Here is a 19143-nt window from a genome sequence, read left to right on the forward strand (position 1 = left end):
TCGAAATCGCCCGAGGTCCTTGCGGATCATGGCGGTTCCGTTCCGGCAAACTTTGCCGGTCAGAGAGGTAATTCGGCCGATCATGCCGAACGGGGCCAGAAAAACCCGGATAAAACGTTCGTTAGGCAGCCAATTCCACGCTAGCGATGCTGGCAGGAAATCCGTAGCGCGAGCGAGGGGAGTGATTTCGCTCTTGCCTGAATCGTGCAGATCACGAAGATACCGCCGCGAAAATCCGTTCCTCCTTCTTGGCTCTGTTTCGATGGCCGTTCCTCCACTTCGCCGCGATCTGCCGCATGTCAGCAGTCGCGCGCGCGGAGCAAGAGCAACGCCCGTCAAACAAGCGGCACCCGCCAAGACATCGTCACCCGTTACGCGCATCATGTTGCTGACGATTCTGCTCAGCAGTGTGATGGTCTTCAGCGCTTCGCGCCTGGGGCCGGTTTGGTCGCGATTGATTCGCCATCAAATCGCTGCGCGTGAAATGGCAGAACTGGAAACGCTCGAAAACGAAGCGATCAGCGCTAAGTTCGACGCCTGGTTGGCTCGCGGCAACGAAGGGCTGCAATGGACAGTTACCGCCCTCACGAACCCGCGCGCCGGCGTTTCTCACTACGCGGAACAAGCCTTGCTGCGCGAGTCCGACACCTGGCGGATTCGCGGCCGGTCCGATGCTGCCGCGCGGATCGTGACGATCGCGCAAGCGCTTGCGCGAGTCGCCAAGAACTTGCCCGCCGCGCGTCGGCCTGGTGTGCGGCAACTCGTCGAGCGCTTCGCGACCTGGCCGATCGACGACAAAATTGCTGCCCGCGAACTGACCGTGGCCTGCGATGCAATCCTCGCGCGATTGCCGCCAGCCACCGATGAAGAACTGCAACTTGCCGAGCGCGAACTGAGCGAACAACGCCTGGCCCGCGCGATTGAACCGATTGCGCCGACTCCTGAAGTCATCTTGCCGGAACCGTTGCCGCCCATCGTCAATCCGAGTGAGTTGCAACCACCGGCCAATCTGCCGCCGGCGGAACACGAAGGGCCACCAGCCAAAGCCAAACAAGTTCCCAAACGTTTCTTCGCGCCGCGAGCGAGCGAGTTGCCGCCGCTGGCGGAGAGCATTCCCGCCGAAGCCGCGCCGATCGAGCCGCCGAAAAAGAATCTCTACGACTGGATTCGGACGCTCGCCGATCTGGAAGTGATGCGAATGCTGCATCACGGCGACTATGGAGTGCGATACACGGCTGAGAAAGAGCTGGAGCGTCGCGGTTATGCGGCCGAGCATTTGCCGCTGGCTCGCCAATTGGTTCATCCCGACCCGCAAGAGCGCCGCAAGCTCGCCGAGAAGTTGCCGCGACTCACCAATGTCGATCCTCGGCCCTGGCTGCGCCAGCTGGCCGAAGATGAAGATCAAAACGTCCGCCGCACGGCAGCGGGAATTTTACAAGCGACGAAACCGGGTAGAGATCAGCGATAGCCGGCGTCAAGGCGTCTGCCAATCTTCGCAACTCAGATCGGTAACACGCGAAAACTCGCTCACGTTGTTGGTGACCAAAACAAGTTGCATCGAGATTGCCTGTCCAGCAATCAACAGGTCATAGGGACCGATTGTTCTACCTGTTTCTTCGAGTGTAGCGCGAATGCGAGCAGATTCAATTGCAGCAGATTTATCGAAAGGTAGAAAGCTGACCATCTCCAAAAAATTCGTGACCTTGGCCCGCTCGCGATCGGGATGCGAGCATTTCTCGATTCCAGTAAACAGTTCGTATCTACTGGATACCAACGCTTGCATTGCAATCATGCGTAATCATACGCATGCAATGCAGCGACTAATCGCGGTTTTACCAGAAGATTGCGCAATCTCTTCAATCACCGCGTACTTCACTTGCCGCCGCCCATTTAAAAGATTGGGGCTGGCGGCATCTCACCTTGGTCAGGTCGCTCGAACGCCGGATCTTCGATGCGGATCGCTTCGAAGAACCCCGGTGGCCAATGAGACGGCTTGAGGGGTTCGAGGATTACGGCATCTCCTGCCTTCCTGATCGAAACCGATGAGCCGTTGAAGCGAAACTCGTTCGGCAATTGGATAGCCTGCAAACCGTGCACTTCGATTAGTTCTGCAGTTTTCATCATCCGACCTCGGCGAGGGTTTAGCCTTCTGCTTGGATTATACGTCTCGGCTATGCCGAACGCTCGCTCGTGATCCAGATTTGTTTAGCAAAACCTAATCCCACCACCACTGATTTTCAGCCAGCTTATCGGTGGTCACTTTGCCACGCAGCGTTTGCAGCTTGCCGCCGTCGTCGTGAATCCGTTTGTCGGTTTCCAGGGCCCGAGTGGCGTGCACTTCCACACCGCCGCCGATTGGCCAGCTGGTGCTGTTACCCTTCTTGTAGACGTTGCAAGCGGTTTCGACTTGCTTCGGCGTTTCAAAGGTTTCGACGGGGAACTTCTTTTCGTCGGCAAAGAATTCCATCTTCCAGCCGCACTTCTTGTAGTAGTCCTGCTTTTGAATGAAGGCCGAGAGGACCGACATGTCGATCAGGTTGCGGAGCTGAGCATACACCGGGCTGCGGGCGGCGAGCTGCGGGTAGTTCTTGGTGAACTGTTGGCAGAACAATTTGCTCCCCTTGTTCTGGCCACCGCTGCCGATACGGCTGCCGTCGGCTTGCACTACTTCGTCTTCGCCGACGAGTTCGACACCATCGCCAACCAGTTCCATAGCGAGTTCATCTTCGGTGACCTTCACGCATTCGTAATTCGGCACGAAGAACCAACGAGCCATGCCGTTGGCGCTGTTGCCGGTGGCGAGTTGCGGAAAGCTTTGGATGCGAACCGGCGGGTTTTCGAGACCAATGCCGATCAGTTTCATGCGGTAATCGGCTTCGACCAGCACTTGAGCAAAGTGAGTCTTCGGCGAGATGCCGCGGACGGTCACGTTTTGCAAACCGAGAGCTTGAGCAGCTTCGCCAGCGATGCGTTGTTCGACACCCGGGCCTTGCGGCATTTTGCCGCGGAAACCGGCGAAGTATTTTTGCAGTCCGGCCAGACCTTCGGGAGTTGGATCGATCGAGCAACCGAGCACCGGCGTGGCGCGGCCGCCGGGGGCGAAGGCCCGCAGCGCGACAACCAGGTCTTGCAGTTCGAGAATCGCCCGGCCGGTGTTCATGCCAATCACGCGGCCCGAAGCGTCGGCCATAAAGCCTTCGGCAGGACCAGCAATGACGACGTCGTTTGTTTCTGGATAGAAGAAGACGTACTGAGCGCGGGTCAAACCGGCGAGGTACTTCATTTCATCGGTCGGTTGTTGACCGTTGGCGGCGCGAGCGGCAATGGCAGCTTCGAGCTTGTTCAGCGAAACTTTGCGGAGCGGAGCTTGCTGCACCAGATTGCCCGGCAAGCGAGCCATGGCTTCGGCTTTGCGGCGGAAAGCGAGCTGACCATTCGGATCTTCGTAGACGCGAAACTTCAGCACGCCACTATTAGGATCGATGATCACACCAGCAGCACCAATGCCACCGCCGCCACCACCGTTGCCGTTACCGTTGGCATTGCCGTTCGCATTACCATTGGCGTTGCCGTTGGCATTACCTTGAGCGTGCGCGGTGGCCACAAAAGCCAGACCGGCGAGGAGCGCGAAGACCGATGAGTGAAAAAGCGTGCGCATAACAAGGCCTTGTTCCGATGAGTCTGAGCGGAAACAGGGATTCCCCGCCCCTGAGCGGCAATCCTGTTCGCTGTCTTCATGGTAGTTGGAGAAAAGGAAAACGCAACGAAATACGCCCGCTCCACGGCGACACAGCACCACAGCCCCTCCATAAGAAGGGGCAACAGGGAGAGCGGGGCTGTCGAGGCTCCCGCTGAGCGATCGAGAAGGGGGGGACGAGATCCTCGCCATCCCTACGACCCTCCCGCAAGCTCCTGCTGCGAGGCATATCGGCTGAGTTTCGGAAACTCCCCGAGAAACTCCCTGGCCGCAGGTGTGACCTGTGAACCTCTCAAGTCTAAGTACTTGAGGTTCTTCAACGGACGAATGTCACGGACAAAGTTATCGCTGACTCGTGTGTGGTCGACCGACAAAATGGTTAGCGAAGAGAGTTGCGCCAGGTGCATCGCCGCTTCGTCGTCGATTGAGGTCTTACTCAAGTTGAGCCACTGCAGATTCTTCAGACCGACGAGATGTCGCAAGTCCGCGGAGCGGACCGGGCAATAACTCAATTCAATAACTTCCAACTGCTGCAGGGGAGCGAGATATTTCAAGCTCTCGCCTTGGATTGGGCAACCTTTTAAGTTCAAAAATCGCAGTTGTGTGAAGGCCGAGAGCTTCCGCATGCTGGCGTCAGTAATGTTTGTCCTCGACAGCGAGAGTTCGCGCAGAGTACGCAGGTGAGCAAAATGACTCACCCCTTCATCGCTGATCGGCTGCCCTGCCAGGAATAGCATCTCCAAATGTCGTAGATCGCGCAGCGGACGGAGCGCGTCGTCATCAATTGGTGGGTGTCCAGATTCTTGCGCCCGTTGACCATTGACCGCGAACAGTTGTTCATCGCCGTCGGAAGGGCAATGCTCAAGTTTGCTCACATACAATTGAAGGCCGCGACTCCGCAGTGCTTTCTCAGCCGCCCGTTCGCGCACATACACGCGGACTACCATTCCTCCTCCCACGCCAATCAACAAGATCAGCAGCAGAAAGAAGCGGAGTGATACGCGAATTTTTGGTAGGCGGTATTTCATCGCAGGGAAGTCGCACAGCGACTGCGCGCCATCATAGGACAGTTCGCCGCGCGATCCTACAATGCGATATTCCTCACACTGTTTCCCCATATAGCTGAATTTGCCAGAATTCAGAACGCTCAACCGAACGTAACCAGCTGAATTCTGGCAAATTCAGCTACTTCTCTCGTTTTCGCCCCATGGACTCCACCCTTCCCCTTGAAGAACTTCCCAGTCGCTATGTCGTGGGAATCGATCTGGGGACGACCAACTCGGCCCTCTGTTATGTCGACACGCAGGAACAGCCGTGGCAAATCCGCGTGCTGAGCGTGCCGCAACTCGTTGCGCCGGGGCAGGTCGAGCCGCGCGAAACGCTGCCGTCGTCTCACTATCAGCCTCCGACGGGCGAAGTTGCGCCGGGCGGTTTGAAGTTGCCGTGGAATAAAAACGAACCGGCCACCTGCGTCGGGGTGATGGCTCGCGACTGGGGCGCGCAGGTTTCAGGCCGAACCGTTTCCTCGGCGAAGAGCTGGCTCTGCCACACGGGCGTCGATCGGACGGCCGACGTGCTGCCGTGGCATGCTGCCGAAGATGTCGAAAAGCTCTCGCCCGTCGAAGCCAGCAGCCGATACCTCGCCCATCTACGCGATGCCTGGAACGCACGCTTCAAATCGGAGCCGCTCGATAAGCAAGACGTCGTGCTTACGCTGCCGGCGTCGTTCGATGAAGTCGCGCGCGAGCTCACCGTGCAAGCGGCAGCGCGAGCCGGTTTGCCGCGGGTGGTGCTGATCGAGGAACCGCAGGCGGCCTTTTATGCTTGGATCAACAAGCACGCGGCGAACTGGGAAGAACGAGTCACGCCGGGGCAAAAGATTCTGGTCTGCGACGTCGGCGGCGGCACGACCGACTTCACGTTGATCCGCGTTCGCCGCGGCGAAGGAGACCGCGTTCAATTTCATCGCGTCGCCGTCGGCGATCACTTGATCCTCGGCGGTGACAACTTTGATCTGGCCCTCGCGCAGCACTTGGAGCAGCGATTTACTCTCGGTACTCCGAGCAAAAACACAGGGGGCAAGCTGCCATCGCGGCAGTGGGATGTGCTGTTGCGGTTGTCTCGGCAACTCAAAGAGGAGATGCTCGCCGATCCGAGTCCCGAACAGCGGAGCGTGAGTCTCCCCAGCAGCGGCTCGAAGCTGATCGGCGGCAGCCAGGCCATTCAAGTCACGCGCGACGAAGTGCGGCAGGTCCTCGTCGAAGGCTTCACGCCGCAGGTGAATCTCGAAGACAAGCCAAGTGCCCGCCGCAGCGGCTTTCAAGAATTTGGCCTGCCTTACGCGAGTGATGCAGCCATCACGCGCTATCTCGCGGCGTTCCTGACCGCCCATCGCAACGTCGCCCTCGATGATGTGGAACTCGCCAAAGGCCAAGATCCCGCCCGGCCCGATGTGCTGCTGTTCAATGGCGGTGCGTTCCTCTCGAAAGTGCTGCAGCAGCGAATTGTCGATGTCGTAACGAGTTGGTTCAGCACGCCCGACAAGCCGTGGCAACCGATCGTGCTCGAAAACGATCGTCTCGAACTGGCCGTCGCTCGCGGCGCTGCCTACTACGGCATGGTTCGCCGCGGTGAAGGAGTGCGAATCGCGGCTTCACTCGCGCGGACGTATTACATCGGTTTTGAATCGGAACCGCCGAGCGCGATTTGTCTGCTGCCGGGCAATGCCGAGCCGGGGCAAGAGATCGTCCTCGAAAAGCCGTTTCAATTGCTCGTCAGTGAACCAGTTGAGTTCCCGCTGTACGTTTCGAGCACGCGACTCGCCGATCGGCCCGGCGAGGTCTTTGCCGTCGATCGCGACCAAATGACGCCGTTGCCGCCGATTCGCACGGCGCTGAAAACGCGTCGCCGCAGCGAGCGCGGCACCGTGAACATCAAGCTGCACGCGATGCTCACCGAAATCGGTACACTCGACCTGTGGTGCGCCGAAACTGGTTCGTTGCCGGGGGTACCCGGTGGCGAACGGAGTTGGCGGTTGCAGTTCGACGTCCGTTCCGCAACGCAAACCGATCTCGAAGCCCACGAGTCGGCAGCTGAGCAGGAAGGTTTCATCGACGAGCAAACCTGGCAAGCCACCGCGCAGGTTTTGGAAAACGCCTTCGGCGATAACAGCACCGAGAAGCCAGACTCGCTGCTGAAGAACCTCACTGCGGCTCTCGAGCTCGAACGCGCCGATTGGCCGACGTCGCTGCTGCGGCGGATTTGGGAAAAGCTGATCGAACTCGAAGCCGGCCGCAAAAAGTCGCCGATGCACGAAGCTCGCTGGCTCAATCTGCTCGGCTATGCGTTGCGGCCCGGTTACGGCCTGGCCGTCGACGATTGGCGAGTCGCCGAAACCTGGCGAACGGTGCAGGGGAAGCTCGCGCACGCTGCCGCCACCAGTCGCACCGAGTCGCTCATTCTCTGGCGACGCATCGCTGGTGGTTTTTCGGCCGGCCAGCAGCGGGCGATTGCCGAGCCGCTCCTTGCGCTCGTCCGGCAACTTCACAAGCAGAGCACCGCCGGCGGCAAGCAAACCGGCGCACTCAGTTCGCACGACGCGCTCGAAGCGCTGCGGCTGCTCGGTTCGCTCGAACTTCTCCCCGGCAATGTGAAACTCGAACTCGGGCAACTCCTTATCGATCTGCTTCCCAAGAAGAAGCTCGAAACGATTCGCCCCGCGCTGCAATGGACCCTCGGCCGGCTCGCTGCGCGTCAGCCGTTGTACGGGCCGCTCAACACGGTTCTCGCCGCGGACATCGCCGAGCGCTGGCTGCAGGAGCTCTTCAAAATCGAATTGCCCGATGCGCAAACAACCTTCGCCGTCGTGCAACTCGCGCGCAAAACGGGCGATCGCTATCGCGACATTTCGGAACGAGCCCGCCGCGAGGTGCTCGGTTGGCTCGATCAGCAATCGGCAGCCGAACACACCATTCGCTTGGTTCGCGACGGTGGCGCGCTCGATGCCGAAGAGCAATCGCGCGCGTTTGGTGAGAGCTTGCCGAAGGGTTTGCGTTTAGGCTCTCCGTAGGCCAGACCATTGGTCCGGACAGGAGTTCGCTCGCAACAAGATTGGCTCGGTACCCGCTCCCGGACGGACCAATGGTCCGACCTACTGGTGCGGCGATCGCAGTGCGTACAACTTCCGCAGCAACCGCACTTCGCCCCGGTGGCACGCTTCATCCTGCAAGCCGTGCAAGATCACCGCGCGGACGCTTTGATCGGGTTGATCCACGGCGGCATTTTTCAGATCGAGTTCGCCCAGCGAAGCGAACAACGTTTGCAATCGTTGTTGCTGGGCTTCCAGCTGTTTCACGATTTCGGCCAGCGTGGGAAAACGCTCTAGCGGAATTTCCGCCGGACGACTCTCCCAGCTGAAGAGTTCGAACCAGCCCGCGGGCGCGACGGGATCGAGGCCGAGCGGGCCCATCGTCAGCCATTCGACGACGACGTAGGCATGGCCCGCATGCCAGAGAATGTTATTGGCCAGGCCAGCCACTCGCCAGCGAGCTTGCTCTTCATCGACGCCGCTGAGCGAGCGCAAAAACGAACCACGAATTTCGGCAAGCGCGGCAAGCAGCGTCTGATCGGGCATGGGTGACAAACTCGCGAGGAATCAAAGTAGCTGAATTCGCCAGAATTCAGAATTTGGCGACGAGCCGTGACCGTCTAAATTCTGTCATCTGAATTCTGGCGAATTCAGCTACTGATCGACAGAACTAGTCTGGAATATAGAGCAACCGGCCACAGCTCTTGCAGAAGACTGGCTTGTTAAGGCGCAGCTGATCGACGATGTGCGCAGTCAACGTTTGAAAGCAACCGCCGCAGGTTTCGTTTTCAACCGGTGCCAGCGAATCGACGCCGCGGCTCTTCGACAGCCGCAGGTAGTTCTCTTTGAAATCACCTTCGAGCAGGCTTTCGGCGGCGACCAGCTCCGCCGTGTAACGGCCGAGTTCCTCTTCCAGCACTTGCTGTTGGTCGCTCACTCGCGTGCGGGTCTTCCCTTCGTCATCGCGAACCTTGACGAGCAGCGCTTCGGCTTCCTTAATGTTGGCCTGCAGCACGTCGAGGCGCTCGAGCGCTTCGAGAATTTCATCCGACAGCACGGCCGTGGCTTGTTCGTCGGCGGCGATCTGGTCCTTCAGCAACTGATACTCTTTGTTGCTGCTCGAGGTGTTGAGCTTTCCCTTCAGATCGAGCACGCGAGACTCGCGCGACTTGAGCTGCAGGTTCTTTTCATCGCAAGCCAGCTTGGCCGTGCGATAGGTCTCCTTGGCCGTCACCAGATCGGCTTCGGACTTCTTGACCAGCGCTTCTGCACCCTTGACCTGCTTGGGGCCGCGCTGCAAACGATCTTGCAAATCGGCGACTTGCCGATGGATGCGGTGCAGCACGCGAAGAGCTTCGGTCAGTGTGGTCATCAGCCCAGCCTCAGAGGTAGAAATGCCGGTGGACGAACCCGGCAGATGCATTGTAGCAGAGGAGTGGCCTGGGAAGGGCGCAGATTGCCCGCCGCGACGGCGAAGATGGCGATTGAGCCCGCCCCGGTTGCATTTTGCAACCTACAATTGCTCGTCGCCCGAGACTCCAAGGCGCGACAAAAACAGGATGAGAAGAGACGGAAAAACCGGTAATGCCGGCAGAAGCAATTCTGCCGGCATTGTCGTTTATCCCACGCGAATCGCCCACAGCAGAAAACTGAGGCTTCGATGCAAACGGCAACCTTACCAGCCCGGATCGAAATGCTCGGCGTCGAACTCGATCCGCTGACGATGCGTCAAGCCGTGGAAACCGTGTTGGGCTGGACCCGCGACGAAGTGGCCACGCGCTGCCGTTATGTGGTGACTCCGAACGTCGATCACATTGTGTTGCTGCAGCATCACGCCGGATTGCAGGCCGCCTATGAAGAAGCCGATTTGATCCTGGCCGACGGTGCGCCGGTGGTGTGGGCTTCGCATTTGCTCGGCAGGAGCTTGCCCGATCGCATTCCGGGATCCGATCTCACGCCAGCGATTTTCGCCGCTGCGCCGACCGACCGAACACTGAAAGTCTTTTTGCTCGGCGCGATGCCGGGCGTGGCCGAAGTGGCTGCTGCCAACATCGAAGAGCGCTGGCCGCAAGTGAAAGTTACCGGCTGCTATAGCCCGCCCATGGGCTTCGAAAAATCACCAGCCGAGAACAACAAGATTCTGGATCTGATCGCCGCGGCAGCGCCGGACCTGCTGATCGTCGGCGTGGGCGCCCCCAAGCAAGAGCTGTGGGTGCATCAGCATTGCGAACGACTCGCCGCGCGCGCCGCGCTGTGCGTGGGCGCGACGATCGATTTCCTCGCCGGCGAAAAAAGTCGGGCGCCAAAATGGATGCGCCGCGTCGGCCTCGAGTGGGCTCATCGTCTGGCCACGGAACCCCGCCGACTCGCGAGTCGCTATGCCCGCGACGCCTGGATCTTTCCGCAAATCGTGCTGCGCTCTTACTTCGGCAATTCTCGCTCGCCAAAGTAACCCGTAGGTAGGACGGACCATTGGTCCGCTCCCGAAGCGGGTACCACGCCACATCTGTGCACTCGCGGCTCTTCGCCGGACCAAAGGTCCGCCCTACGGAAGACGGCGACGGGTCTACTTGTCAGTCCAGGGCTCGTGGTGTTTATTGCAGGCAAGGCACTTCTCTCCTTCTCTGCGAAGCACGCACATCATGACCTCTCTTCGGGCTCCTTATCCGGCCGCTCTCGATTTTGCCGAAAAACAGGTGGCCGCGCTGCTGCAGAAGCATCCCGATTATTTCCCGATCTATACCCTCGGCGGAAAGTGGCACCATGGCGGCGAACTTTGGACCGATTGGACCGGCGGTTTCCTTGCGGGCATGATGTGGCAGTTTCATCTGCGCGAGCGAGCTGAAAAGAAACAGCTGTCGGCAGAGACGCTCAATTCCACCAACTGGCGGAAGCGTGCCGAGCATTATTCGAAGCTGCTCGAGCATCGGCAGGATGATCGCAACGTCCACGATCTGGGCTTCATTTTTCTCAGCACCTATTTGCCCTGGTACGAACTGACCGGTAATCAGCAAATTCACAACGTGCTGATTCACGCCGGCAACACATTGGCCATGCGGTTCATGGAACGCGGGCAGTATCTGCGTTCGTTTGTCGCGCCGGAGTCGCTGTTCATCGACATCATGATGAATGTGCCGCTGATTTTTTACGCAGCCAATGAATCGGGCAATCGCGACCTGGCCCGCGTGGCCACAGCCCATTGCTTGACGACGCGCGATCATCTGGTGCGCGACGATGGCTCGACCGCGCACGAAGGGATGTTCGATCTCGAGACAGGCAAATTCCTCAAGCAAACGACGCATCAAGGCCTGCGCGACGACAGCGCCTGGGCCCGTGGTTTGGCGTGGTCGCTGTACGGTTACAGCAAGTGCTATGCACTGACGGGGAACAAGGATTTCTTGGAAGTCGCCGAGAAGAACGCCAACTACTGGATCAATCGCTTGCCCGAAGATCAGGTGCCGCTGTGGGATTTCGATGCCAATCCCAACGACCCGCCGCCGTTCGGTAACCAAAAGGAGACGAGCGCCGCGGCGATCGCGGCCAGCGGCTTGCTCGATCTGGCCCGGCAGACCGAAGACGACAACCTGGCCGAGCAATACGAAGCGACCGCGCTCGGCATGCTCGATCGCCTGTGCACGCCGGAATATCTCGCTAGTCAAACGCCCGGTTGGGAAGGGATTCTCAAGCACGGTGTGTATCACACGGTGAAGAACCTGGGTGTCGACGAATCGGTGATGTGGGGCGAGTACTTTTTTGTCGAAGCCCTGACGAAGGTCGTCTGCAGCAACTTCGCTCGCGTCTCTGCCGATGCTCTCGATCGCAATCGCGAGAAGTACGCGGCGTTTCGGTTGGGGAGCTAGTTCGATGAAAGCTCTTCGCGGGTGCGGTTTGATTTTGGTGGTGCTCGCAGCCTTCGTCGGTTGCGGGCCCGCTCAACAAACGATCAAAGTCGCCAAAGGCGAATCGGCAGCGGCAGCCATCGTGCGCGTGGCCAAATCGTTGCCTTCGCCGCAAGCTGAAGAGTTCTCCGCGGCGGCCGAATCGCTGGCCTTTTATTATACCCTGCGTAATCCAGAGGCCGTTTCGAAGAGCGGCCCGACGCGCGCGATTCACGCCAAGACGCCAGCCCAAGTCATCGCCGAGTACAACCGTCTCAGCCCAGAGTCCAAGGCAGACCTCGCCACTCAAATTGCCTCGATCAAGGCGAGCGACAAATCACCGTAGTTCAAAAAACTGCAGCAAGCGAATCCTATGGTCTTTCCCATCTCCGACGATAACAGCGACCGACGGATTTTTCCGGTGGTCAACGTCGCCCTCATCGTCATTAATGTGCTGGTCTTCGTCCTCTTCCAAGGACTGGGGCAGAACGAAGCCTTTACGATGGCGTTCTCGACCGTGCCGCGCGAGATCGCCACAGGGCGTGACATCATCACCGAAGATTCGGTGAAGCGGTTTCAAACGGCTGAGGGTGCGGTCGATGTGACCGTGCCCGGCCTCAAGCGCACACCGATTCCGGTTTACTTCACGCTGCTCACGTCGATGTTCATGCACGGCAGCTTGATGCATCTGGCGGGGAACATGTGGTTCCTGTGGATCTTTGGCGACAACATCGAGAACGATCTGGGCCGTGTGCGGTACACGATTTTTTACCTGCTGACCGGGATCATCGCCTCGCTCACGCATGTCGCGATGAATCTCAGTGGCGAGTCTGCGCTGGTGCCCAGCCTGGGCGCATCGGGCGCCATCTCCGGCGTGATGGGCGCTTATCTGGTGCTGCATCCCAAGCGACAAGTGACCGTGCTCATCTTCCGCTTCATCACACAAGTCCCCGGCTTCGTCGCCGTGGGGCTGTGGTTCGGTTTTCAGATCATCAGCAGTCTGCAAGCCATGGGCGGCAGCGGCGACGGCGTGGCGTATGGCGCTCACATCGGCGGCTTCATCGCCGGGGCAGCGCTCGTGAAGCTCTTCACCATCGGCCTGCCGCAGAATCTGCCGCTGACGGATACTCAGCCGCAACCGCCGGAATATCGATCTTATGGGCGGCCGCGGAAGTCAGATTGGTAAGTCATCGACCGCTCCGCGGTCGATGAATGGAGCTCGATTCCGGCGTCAGGCGAACGACGACTATTACTCGTAAATAAACGTCGCCATATAAGCACTGCGCGAACCGGGCGTTGACCAGGTCGTTCCCAGGCCGCGGCCGCGGTACTCGGCTTCGGTCGAGACGCCGGCTGCGAAGTTTTGCAGCTTTGCCAGCGGCGGATAGAAGGCCACTTCGTTGGTGCAGATGCAGTCGGTCTTCACTGCTTTCCGCGTGCCGAGGGTCACCATTTTGCCGGCCTTCAAGTGACCGTCGAGCGAACCCAGGTCGAGCGACATTTCGATCGGCGCCGAATCGACTCGCACCACTTCCTTGCCAGCCCGGCCCGCATGTTCCTTCGCGAACGACAGCAGGGCGTCGCGCTGTATGCCGGTTGCTTTTTCGTCAAGAATGACCGTCGACTTCAGCGTCTTGGGATCATTCACGCCGCCGTGGCCGAGCGTATCGGAACCGGTCATGCAGACGACGACCGACAGGCCGGTGAGATCGACGCCGGCGTGCTTGCCGCTTTCGATGTTCCAAGCCATCACGGCGTCTTTGCCGGCGAGGGCAGATTCGGCGTTCGCAAAACAGGGACCGGTGTAAACCTGGCAGGTCCGCGTTTCCAGATAAATGCCCGAAACCTCATCGGCACCGCGAGCGGCATTCCAGCCCAGCAAACTCACAACGGCCAGCGACCACAACATCAGACGTGACATGCAAATCTCTCCTGGCGAGAATGACCAACCGCAAGCGAGCAACGCTCCATTCTAGGCGGAAATCGTCGGAAAGACCAAGAGATTTACAGGTAGCATTGGCGTCGGTTGTGGACCAGGGCGGTTGCCGAAGTCGTGGGGTTTGCGCAATGATGGGGTTCGCGAAATAACTGCCATTGTTTCGGAGGGAATCCGTGAGTCCGCTCGTTGTTAGTTTGATTGTGCTGCTCTGTATCTTTGGAAGCTCCCTGGGGGGCTTGCTGCTGCGGCCTCATTTTCCCGACGGGCATCTCAATACCGAGTCGAAGGAAGTCATCAAGCTGGTCGTCGGCATTGTCGGCACGATGACCGGCATGGTGCTGGGCCTGCTAGTGGCGTCGGCGAAGAGTTCGTTCGACAGCCAACATCACGGCGTATCGCAGTTGGCAGCCAATGTGGTGGTGCTCGATCGGGCGCTGGCTCACTACGGGCCCGAGACTCAAGCGACGCGCGAGGCGCTCCGCAAAACAGTGACCGACATGATCGAGCGGATCTGGGCAGAGCCCAAACCGGCTAACGGTGACGCAACGAAGTATGAAGAAGTCTATGACCATATTCTCGCACTGCAGCCGAAGAATGAATCGCAGCGCACGAATCAAGCCCTGGCGCTAAAAGTCGTACACGACACCGCGCAGATGCGCTGGCTGTTGTACTCGCAGCGGATTGGTTCGATTCCGCCGGTGTTCCTCATTCTTTTGGTCGCCTGGCTCGCCATCACCTTCGGCAGTTATGGACTGTTTGCACCACGCAACGCGACGACCATCGCCGTGCTGTTGCTAGGGAGCTTGGTTGTTTCGAGCGCGGTCTTTTTGATCCTCGAGCTCGATCGTCCCTTCGGCGGCATCATGCACATCAGCAGCCAGCCGCTGCGAAATGCACTGGCGCAGGTCGGGCAGTAAGCCGGGAATTAACGATGTATTTCGAGAGTTTCCTGGCCGGTCTGTCGGCGACTTTTGTCAAAGTCCCCGCGGCGGAAGTCGATGGCCAGATCGAGCTGGGCTTGAAGCAAATCGTGGAGTTTCTCGATCTCGATCGGAGCGGCTTCGGCGAAGTGACTTCGCAGGGAATGGTCATCACGCACTCGTACCAATTGCCGGGAATCCCACCGTCGCCGCGCGTCATTCTCGAAGCTCAGTTCCCGTTCTACGCCCGAAAAGTTCAGCAGGGCGAGGTCTTCCGCATGCCCGAAGATCTGCCGCCGGAAGCTGCGCGTGAATGGGAAATGGCCGCTCGCTCGGGAATGAAATCGAACCTCACGATTCCGCTGAAGGTAACCGGTTCAGTCGTCGGCGGAATCGGCTTTGCGTCGTTCCGCGCCCAGCGTGACTGGCCCGATGCCCTCATCCAGCGTTTGCGACTGGTCGGCGATATCTTTACGAATGCCCTAGCGCGCAAGCGCGCCGAAGAGGCGCTCGCGGCTGCCAACGAACAAGCGAGGATCCTGCGTGAGGAGTTGGCCCGGCAGATCGTTGCCAATCAAGAACGCGAATTGAACCAAAAGGGCGAAAGCGAACGAGTGCAACTGCTCGTAAACAACCTCACGCCACGCGAGCGCGAGGTCTTCTTTCTGGTTGCCGCCGGCATGCCGAATAAGAACATCGCCACCCGGCTCGACGTGAGTTTGCAGAGCGTGAAACTCTATCGCGCCCGCGTGATGGAAAAGCTCCAGTTGGCGACCGTTGCCGATCTCGTTCGCCTCGCCGACAAAGCCAAGACGCTGCTCGGCGACAGCTGAGGCGGATTAGACCAAGGTCTAATGATGCGGCGATTGCGATTGGATTAGCCTGAGGCGGTCTGTTTTCCTCCGGGCTTCTCCCATGCTTCGCCAGCGTAGCAGTCCCGGATTTGAGCGGTGGAATATATAACAGGTTATGAGATTTTATGCGATTCCGGCAATATCTTGGCAGCCAACGCCTTGCGGCAAAAACAGGCGGAGAAAACGGGTCAAGTCTATAACCTTTTTATAACCAGCGCCGATCATTCGAACACGAATCGATCGCGTCTGCAGCAGTGCTCCATTCGACATCCATCAGCTGCCCTCAGCGCGCACCGGTAGCGCAGCGACGACTGTCATTTTCAAAAACATCAACCGAATTGAGAAAGACAACTGGCTAATTAAATGCAAACGTGGTGACAACTTAGGTCAGAATTTTGCGCAAGCCGTAGTCATCCACGCCAGCGACGCTGTCGCGGCAAGCGACGGGAGGGCGAGGCTCCTGCCGAGCCGCCGAGGTGAAATTGCAAGGCCGCCAGCGGCTGCTTTCGACCGGCGCGGCTCGGCGGGAGCCTCGCCCTCCCAAAATCAGCGACACCGTGAATTGTTACCACAAACGAACCGACGCGGTCGCCGTCCGGTCTGCAGTCATAGTAAAATCAGCCTCCCTTAGTCATTGTCCCGAATTCCTAGAGTGAGACTTCGATGAAGAACCTGGTGCCCCTGCTCGCACTAATCGTCTGCACCGCACTGGCCCTGCCGTGCTCTGCTCAAACTGCCGATGCAGAACTGGCCGAAATCGGCGTCGACGCCTACGTCTACGGCTATCCACTCGTGACGATGGAATACACTCGCCGCGTGATGACCAACGTCGCCAAGCCGAGTGGCTCACACGCGCCGATGGGGCAATTTTTGCTGATGCGGAAATATCCCGACGCGGCGTTCAAGGATGTGACCGCGCCGAACGCCGACACGTTGTATTCGACGGCCTGGCTCGATCTGGCCAAGGAGCCATATATCCTGCGGCTGCCGAAGATGAACGATCGTTACTTTCTGATGCCAATGCTCAGCGGTTGGACCAATGTGTTCGAAGTTCCCGGCAAGCGAACCACGGGCACAAAAGCTCAGGCCTACGCGATCACGGGACCGAACTGGAAGGGGACGCTCCCCGATGGCCTCGTCGAGCTGAAGTCGCCGACCAATATGGTTTGGATTTTGGGACGAACCTACTGCACCGGCACGCCCGAAGACTACGAAGCCGCGCACAAAGTGATGGACAAGTACGACCTGCATCCACTCAGCGCCTTCGCCACCCAATACGTGGCGCCGGCCGGCAAGGTCAATCCCGAAGTCGATATGAAAACGCCAGTCCGCGAACAGGTTCACCGGCTCGATGCGGTTGAGTACTTCACGCTGCTGGCGAAGCTGATGAAAGACAATCCGCCAGCCAAAGACGACGCGCCGATCATCGCCAAGCTCGCCAAAATCGGCATCGTGCCCGGGAAGGATTTCGATGCCGAAAAACTTCCGGCAGCCGTGGCCGCGAGCGTTCCAAAAACAGCCCAGACCAAAATCATGGGCCATTTCGCGCAAGCGGGTAGCGACCTCAACGGCTGGACCTTCACCACCAAGGCCGGCGTTTACGGCACCGAATATCTGCAGCGAGCGCTGATCACGGCAATCGGCCTCGGCGCCAATCGGCCGCAAGATGCGGTGTATCCAACTTCGACGGTCGATGTGGATGGCAAACCTTACAGTGGTGCGAACAAATACGTGATGCATTTCCCGAAGGGTGAGACGCCGCCAGCCGACGGTTTCTGGTCGATCACCATGTACAACGCCGAGTACTTCTTTGTCGACAATCCGCTCGATAAGTACACGGTCAGCCCGCGCAACGATTTGCAATTCAATGCCGATGGTTCGCTCGATCTTTACATTCAAAACGAGTCGCCAGGAAAGGATAAGGAAGCCAATTGGCTGCCGGCGCCGAAGGACAAGTTTGTGCTGATGATGCGACTCTACTGGCCCACCGAAAAAGCGCCATCGATCATCGACGGCAGCTGGAAACCGCCAGGCGTGAAGCAGGTGGGTAAGTAACGGCTGAGGGAATCGCATGTCGCCACTGAAAGATTCAGAAGACGAGTCGAAAAAGCCTGCCGCCAGTGCGAGCGCGCCGACTCGCATCTCCGATGCCACGCTCGATTTCAGCAGCGTGGCCGATGCGAGTCAGCCGACGCCCGCCGTGGTGAATGCTCGGCCCCCCGGCGAAACGCTCGGCAATTACGATCTGCTGTCAGAGCTCGGCCGCGGCGGCATGGGGATTGTTTACAAGGCGCAAGATCGACGACTGGGACGGTTGGTCGCGCTCAAAGTCATTCTCGCAGGTGGCCACGCCGGTTCGACCGAACGGCAGCGTTTTCAATTCGAGGTCGAAGCTTCGGCTCGGCTGCAGCATCCGAATATCGTGCAAGTGCACGAGGTCGGCGAAGAAGACGGTCGGCCGTTCATGTCGATGGAGTTCTGCCCCGGCGGCAGTTTGGAAGATCAGATTCGCGACACGCCGCAGCCGCCGCGCGAGGCTGCCGTGCTCGTGGCCACGCTGGCCGATGCTTTGCACGAAGCTCATCAAGCCGGCATCGTGCATCGCGATGTGAAGCCCGCCAACGTGCTGCTCGCGGCCAACGGTGCGCCGAAGCTCGCCGATTTCGGCCTCGCCAAATCGCTCAACGACGAAGATGGCCTGACGCAAACCGGCGCCATCATGGGGAGCCTCGGCTACATGGCCCCCGAGCAAGCCATCGGCCGCACGCGCGATGCCACCGCCGCGACAGACATCTATTCCCTCGGCGCGCTGCTCTACAAACTGCTGACCGGCCGGCCTCCTTTCCAAGGACCCAATCAGCTCGAGACGATCAATTCGATCGTGGCAGCCGATCCTGTTTCGATTCAGGTGCTGCAGCGCCGCGTGCCGCAGGACCTCGTCACCATCTGCCACAAGTGCTTGGAGAAGAGTCCTTCTCGCCGTTACGCAACGGCGGCTGCGCTCGCCGATGATCTCCGCCGCTATTTAGCCGACGAGCCGATCCAAGCTCGACCACTCGCCGGTGTCGAACGCGCTTGGCGCTGGGCTCGCCGCCATCCCGGGCCAACGCTCGTCTTGCTGGCCGGTGTTGCCATGTTGCTGCTCGTTGCGGCCTGCCTGGCTTGGAGTTCCTATCGCACTTACCGCCTGATGGCCGAGGTCAACGAAGTGCAACGGCCGCTGCAAGAACTGAGCGGCCGGATTCGTTACCTCGACGAAGTCCTCACCTCATCCGCGCTCCTCGCCTCGGCCAGCGGCGAGATGCAGTGGCATGACCGCTACAACAGCCATGTGGAACAACTCGACGCCGCTCTGCAAAAGGCCGTTCGCCTGGCCCCCGGTGCCGAGCAACCGCTGGCCAAAGTCGAAGCGGCCAACACTTCGCTGGTGACGATGGAAACCCGCGCCTTCGACACGATCCGCCAAGGCCAGGCCCCTGAAGCTTGGAAACTGCTGACCAGCACCGAGTATCGCGCCGCGAAGGAGCAATACAACGAAGCGCTCGCCGGTTTCATCGCTCATCTCGACACGCACCAACAAAAACTCTTGGCCCAAGCAGCCGCCGAAACCAAAATCTTCGTCATTCTCGCCGCGATCGCCGCGACAGCCATCCTGCTGATGATTGTCGTCGGTGGTTGGGCCGGACTGCGATTGCTTCGCCGGGCCTAAAAAGTGAACCCAGGCTCCCGTTGCGTGTCTCTGGATCGTCTCTTTCAGGCAACATCCGC

The 19143-nt window shown here is 59.3% G+C and carries 17 protein-coding genes; 10 read left to right on the forward strand and 7 right to left on the reverse strand.

Going from position 1 to position 19143, the window contains the following annotated elements; genetic code table 11:
- Positions 1-262 precede the first annotated feature (262 nt).
- Positions 263-1468 (forward strand): HEAT repeat domain-containing protein, encoded by a 1206-nt coding sequence (locus M9Q49_RS24150; protein WP_254511597.1) that lies wholly within the window; start codon positions 263-265, stop codon positions 1466-1468.
- Positions 1469-1474: 6 nt separating this feature from the next.
- On the opposite strand, the gene M9Q49_RS24155 is transcribed toward M9Q49_RS24150, so the two are convergent.
- From M9Q49_RS24155 to M9Q49_RS24170, 4 genes are all read right to left on the reverse strand, one after another.
- Positions 1475-1792 carry a PIN domain-containing protein gene (locus M9Q49_RS24155; RefSeq protein WP_254511599.1) on the reverse strand — a complete coding sequence of 106 codons (318 nt, stop codon included), beginning with the start codon at positions 1790-1792 and terminating at the stop codon, positions 1475-1477.
- A gap of 98 nt (positions 1793-1890) precedes the next feature.
- Entirely contained in the window at positions 1891-2121 is a 231-nt protein-coding gene (locus M9Q49_RS24160) for an antitoxin (protein WP_254511601.1), read from the reverse strand.
- A 94-nt stretch (positions 2122-2215) separates the two neighbouring features.
- Positions 2216-3658 (reverse strand): DUF1598 domain-containing protein, encoded by a 1443-nt coding sequence (locus M9Q49_RS24165; RefSeq protein WP_254511602.1) that lies wholly within the window; start codon positions 3656-3658, stop codon positions 2216-2218.
- Positions 3659-3891: 233 nt separating this feature from the next.
- Positions 3892-4848, reverse strand: coding sequence for a leucine-rich repeat domain-containing protein (locus M9Q49_RS24170; protein WP_254511604.1), 957 nt, complete (start codon positions 4846-4848; stop codon positions 3892-3894).
- Positions 4849-4904: 56 nt separating this feature from the next.
- Between M9Q49_RS24170 and M9Q49_RS24175 the strand changes: the two genes are divergently transcribed.
- Complete coding sequence (locus tag M9Q49_RS24175) at positions 4905-7766, forward strand: hsp70 family protein (RefSeq protein WP_254511606.1); 2862 nt, start codon at positions 4905-4907, stop codon at positions 7764-7766.
- Between the two features lie 81 nt (positions 7767-7847).
- Here the strand turns inward: M9Q49_RS24175 and M9Q49_RS24180 are convergent, their stop codons facing one another.
- Positions 7848-8330: a mycothiol transferase gene (locus M9Q49_RS24180; protein WP_254511607.1), complete on the reverse strand. Its 483-nt coding sequence runs from the start codon at positions 8328-8330 to the stop codon at positions 7848-7850.
- A gap of 124 nt (positions 8331-8454) precedes the next feature.
- The gene (locus M9Q49_RS24185) at positions 8455-9156 is read right to left on the reverse strand and encodes a zinc ribbon domain-containing protein (protein WP_254511609.1); all 702 of its coding nucleotides are present in this window, start codon (positions 9154-9156) and stop codon (positions 8455-8457) included.
- A 288-nt stretch (positions 9157-9444) separates the two neighbouring features.
- Between M9Q49_RS24185 and M9Q49_RS24190 the strand changes: the two genes are divergently transcribed.
- The 4 genes from M9Q49_RS24190 to M9Q49_RS24205 all read left to right on the forward strand — a co-directional run bounded on the left by M9Q49_RS24190 (position 9445) and on the right by M9Q49_RS24205 (position 12848).
- Positions 9445-10236 (forward strand): WecB/TagA/CpsF family glycosyltransferase, encoded by a 792-nt coding sequence (locus M9Q49_RS24190; protein ID WP_254511611.1) that lies wholly within the window; start codon positions 9445-9447, stop codon positions 10234-10236.
- 190 nt (positions 10237-10426) lie between these two features.
- Positions 10427-11644, forward strand: a complete 1218-nt coding sequence (locus tag M9Q49_RS24195) for a glycoside hydrolase family 88 protein (protein ID WP_254511613.1) — start codon at positions 10427-10429, stop codon at positions 11642-11644.
- Positions 11645-11648: 4 nt separating this feature from the next.
- Positions 11649-12008: a hypothetical protein gene (locus M9Q49_RS24200; protein WP_254511614.1), complete on the forward strand. Its 360-nt coding sequence runs from the start codon at positions 11649-11651 to the stop codon at positions 12006-12008.
- Positions 12009-12035: 27 nt separating this feature from the next.
- Positions 12036-12848: a rhomboid family intramembrane serine protease gene (locus tag M9Q49_RS24205; RefSeq protein WP_254511615.1), complete on the forward strand. Its 813-nt coding sequence runs from the start codon at positions 12036-12038 to the stop codon at positions 12846-12848.
- Between the two features lie 63 nt (positions 12849-12911).
- Here M9Q49_RS24205 and M9Q49_RS24210 read toward each other — a convergent pair whose 3' ends face one another.
- Entirely contained in the window at positions 12912-13583 is a 672-nt protein-coding gene (locus M9Q49_RS24210; RefSeq protein ID WP_254511617.1) for a DUF1326 domain-containing protein, read from the reverse strand.
- 191 nt (positions 13584-13774) lie between these two features.
- Between M9Q49_RS24210 and M9Q49_RS24215 the strand changes: the two genes are divergently transcribed.
- The 4 genes from M9Q49_RS24215 to M9Q49_RS24230 all read left to right on the forward strand — a co-directional run bounded on the left by M9Q49_RS24215 (position 13775) and on the right by M9Q49_RS24230 (position 19084).
- The gene (locus M9Q49_RS24215; protein WP_254511618.1) at positions 13775-14518 is read left to right on the forward strand and encodes a bestrophin-like domain; all 744 of its coding nucleotides are present in this window, start codon (positions 13775-13777) and stop codon (positions 14516-14518) included.
- A 14-nt stretch (positions 14519-14532) separates the two neighbouring features.
- Positions 14533-15354 (forward strand): LuxR C-terminal-related transcriptional regulator, encoded by an 822-nt coding sequence (locus M9Q49_RS24220; RefSeq protein WP_254511620.1) that lies wholly within the window; start codon positions 14533-14535, stop codon positions 15352-15354.
- 684 nt (positions 15355-16038) lie between these two features.
- Positions 16039-17430, forward strand: a complete 1392-nt coding sequence (locus M9Q49_RS24225) for a DUF1254 domain-containing protein (RefSeq protein ID WP_254511622.1) — start codon at positions 16039-16041, stop codon at positions 17428-17430.
- A 16-nt stretch (positions 17431-17446) separates the two neighbouring features.
- Complete coding sequence (locus M9Q49_RS24230; protein ID WP_254511624.1) at positions 17447-19084, forward strand: serine/threonine-protein kinase; 1638 nt, start codon at positions 17447-17449, stop codon at positions 19082-19084.
- Positions 19085-19143 lie beyond the last annotated feature (59 nt).

This window comes from Anatilimnocola floriformis (assembly GCF_024256385.1).
In the GTDB taxonomy this organism is placed as follows: Bacteria; Planctomycetota; Planctomycetia; order Pirellulales; family Pirellulaceae; genus Anatilimnocola; species Anatilimnocola floriformis.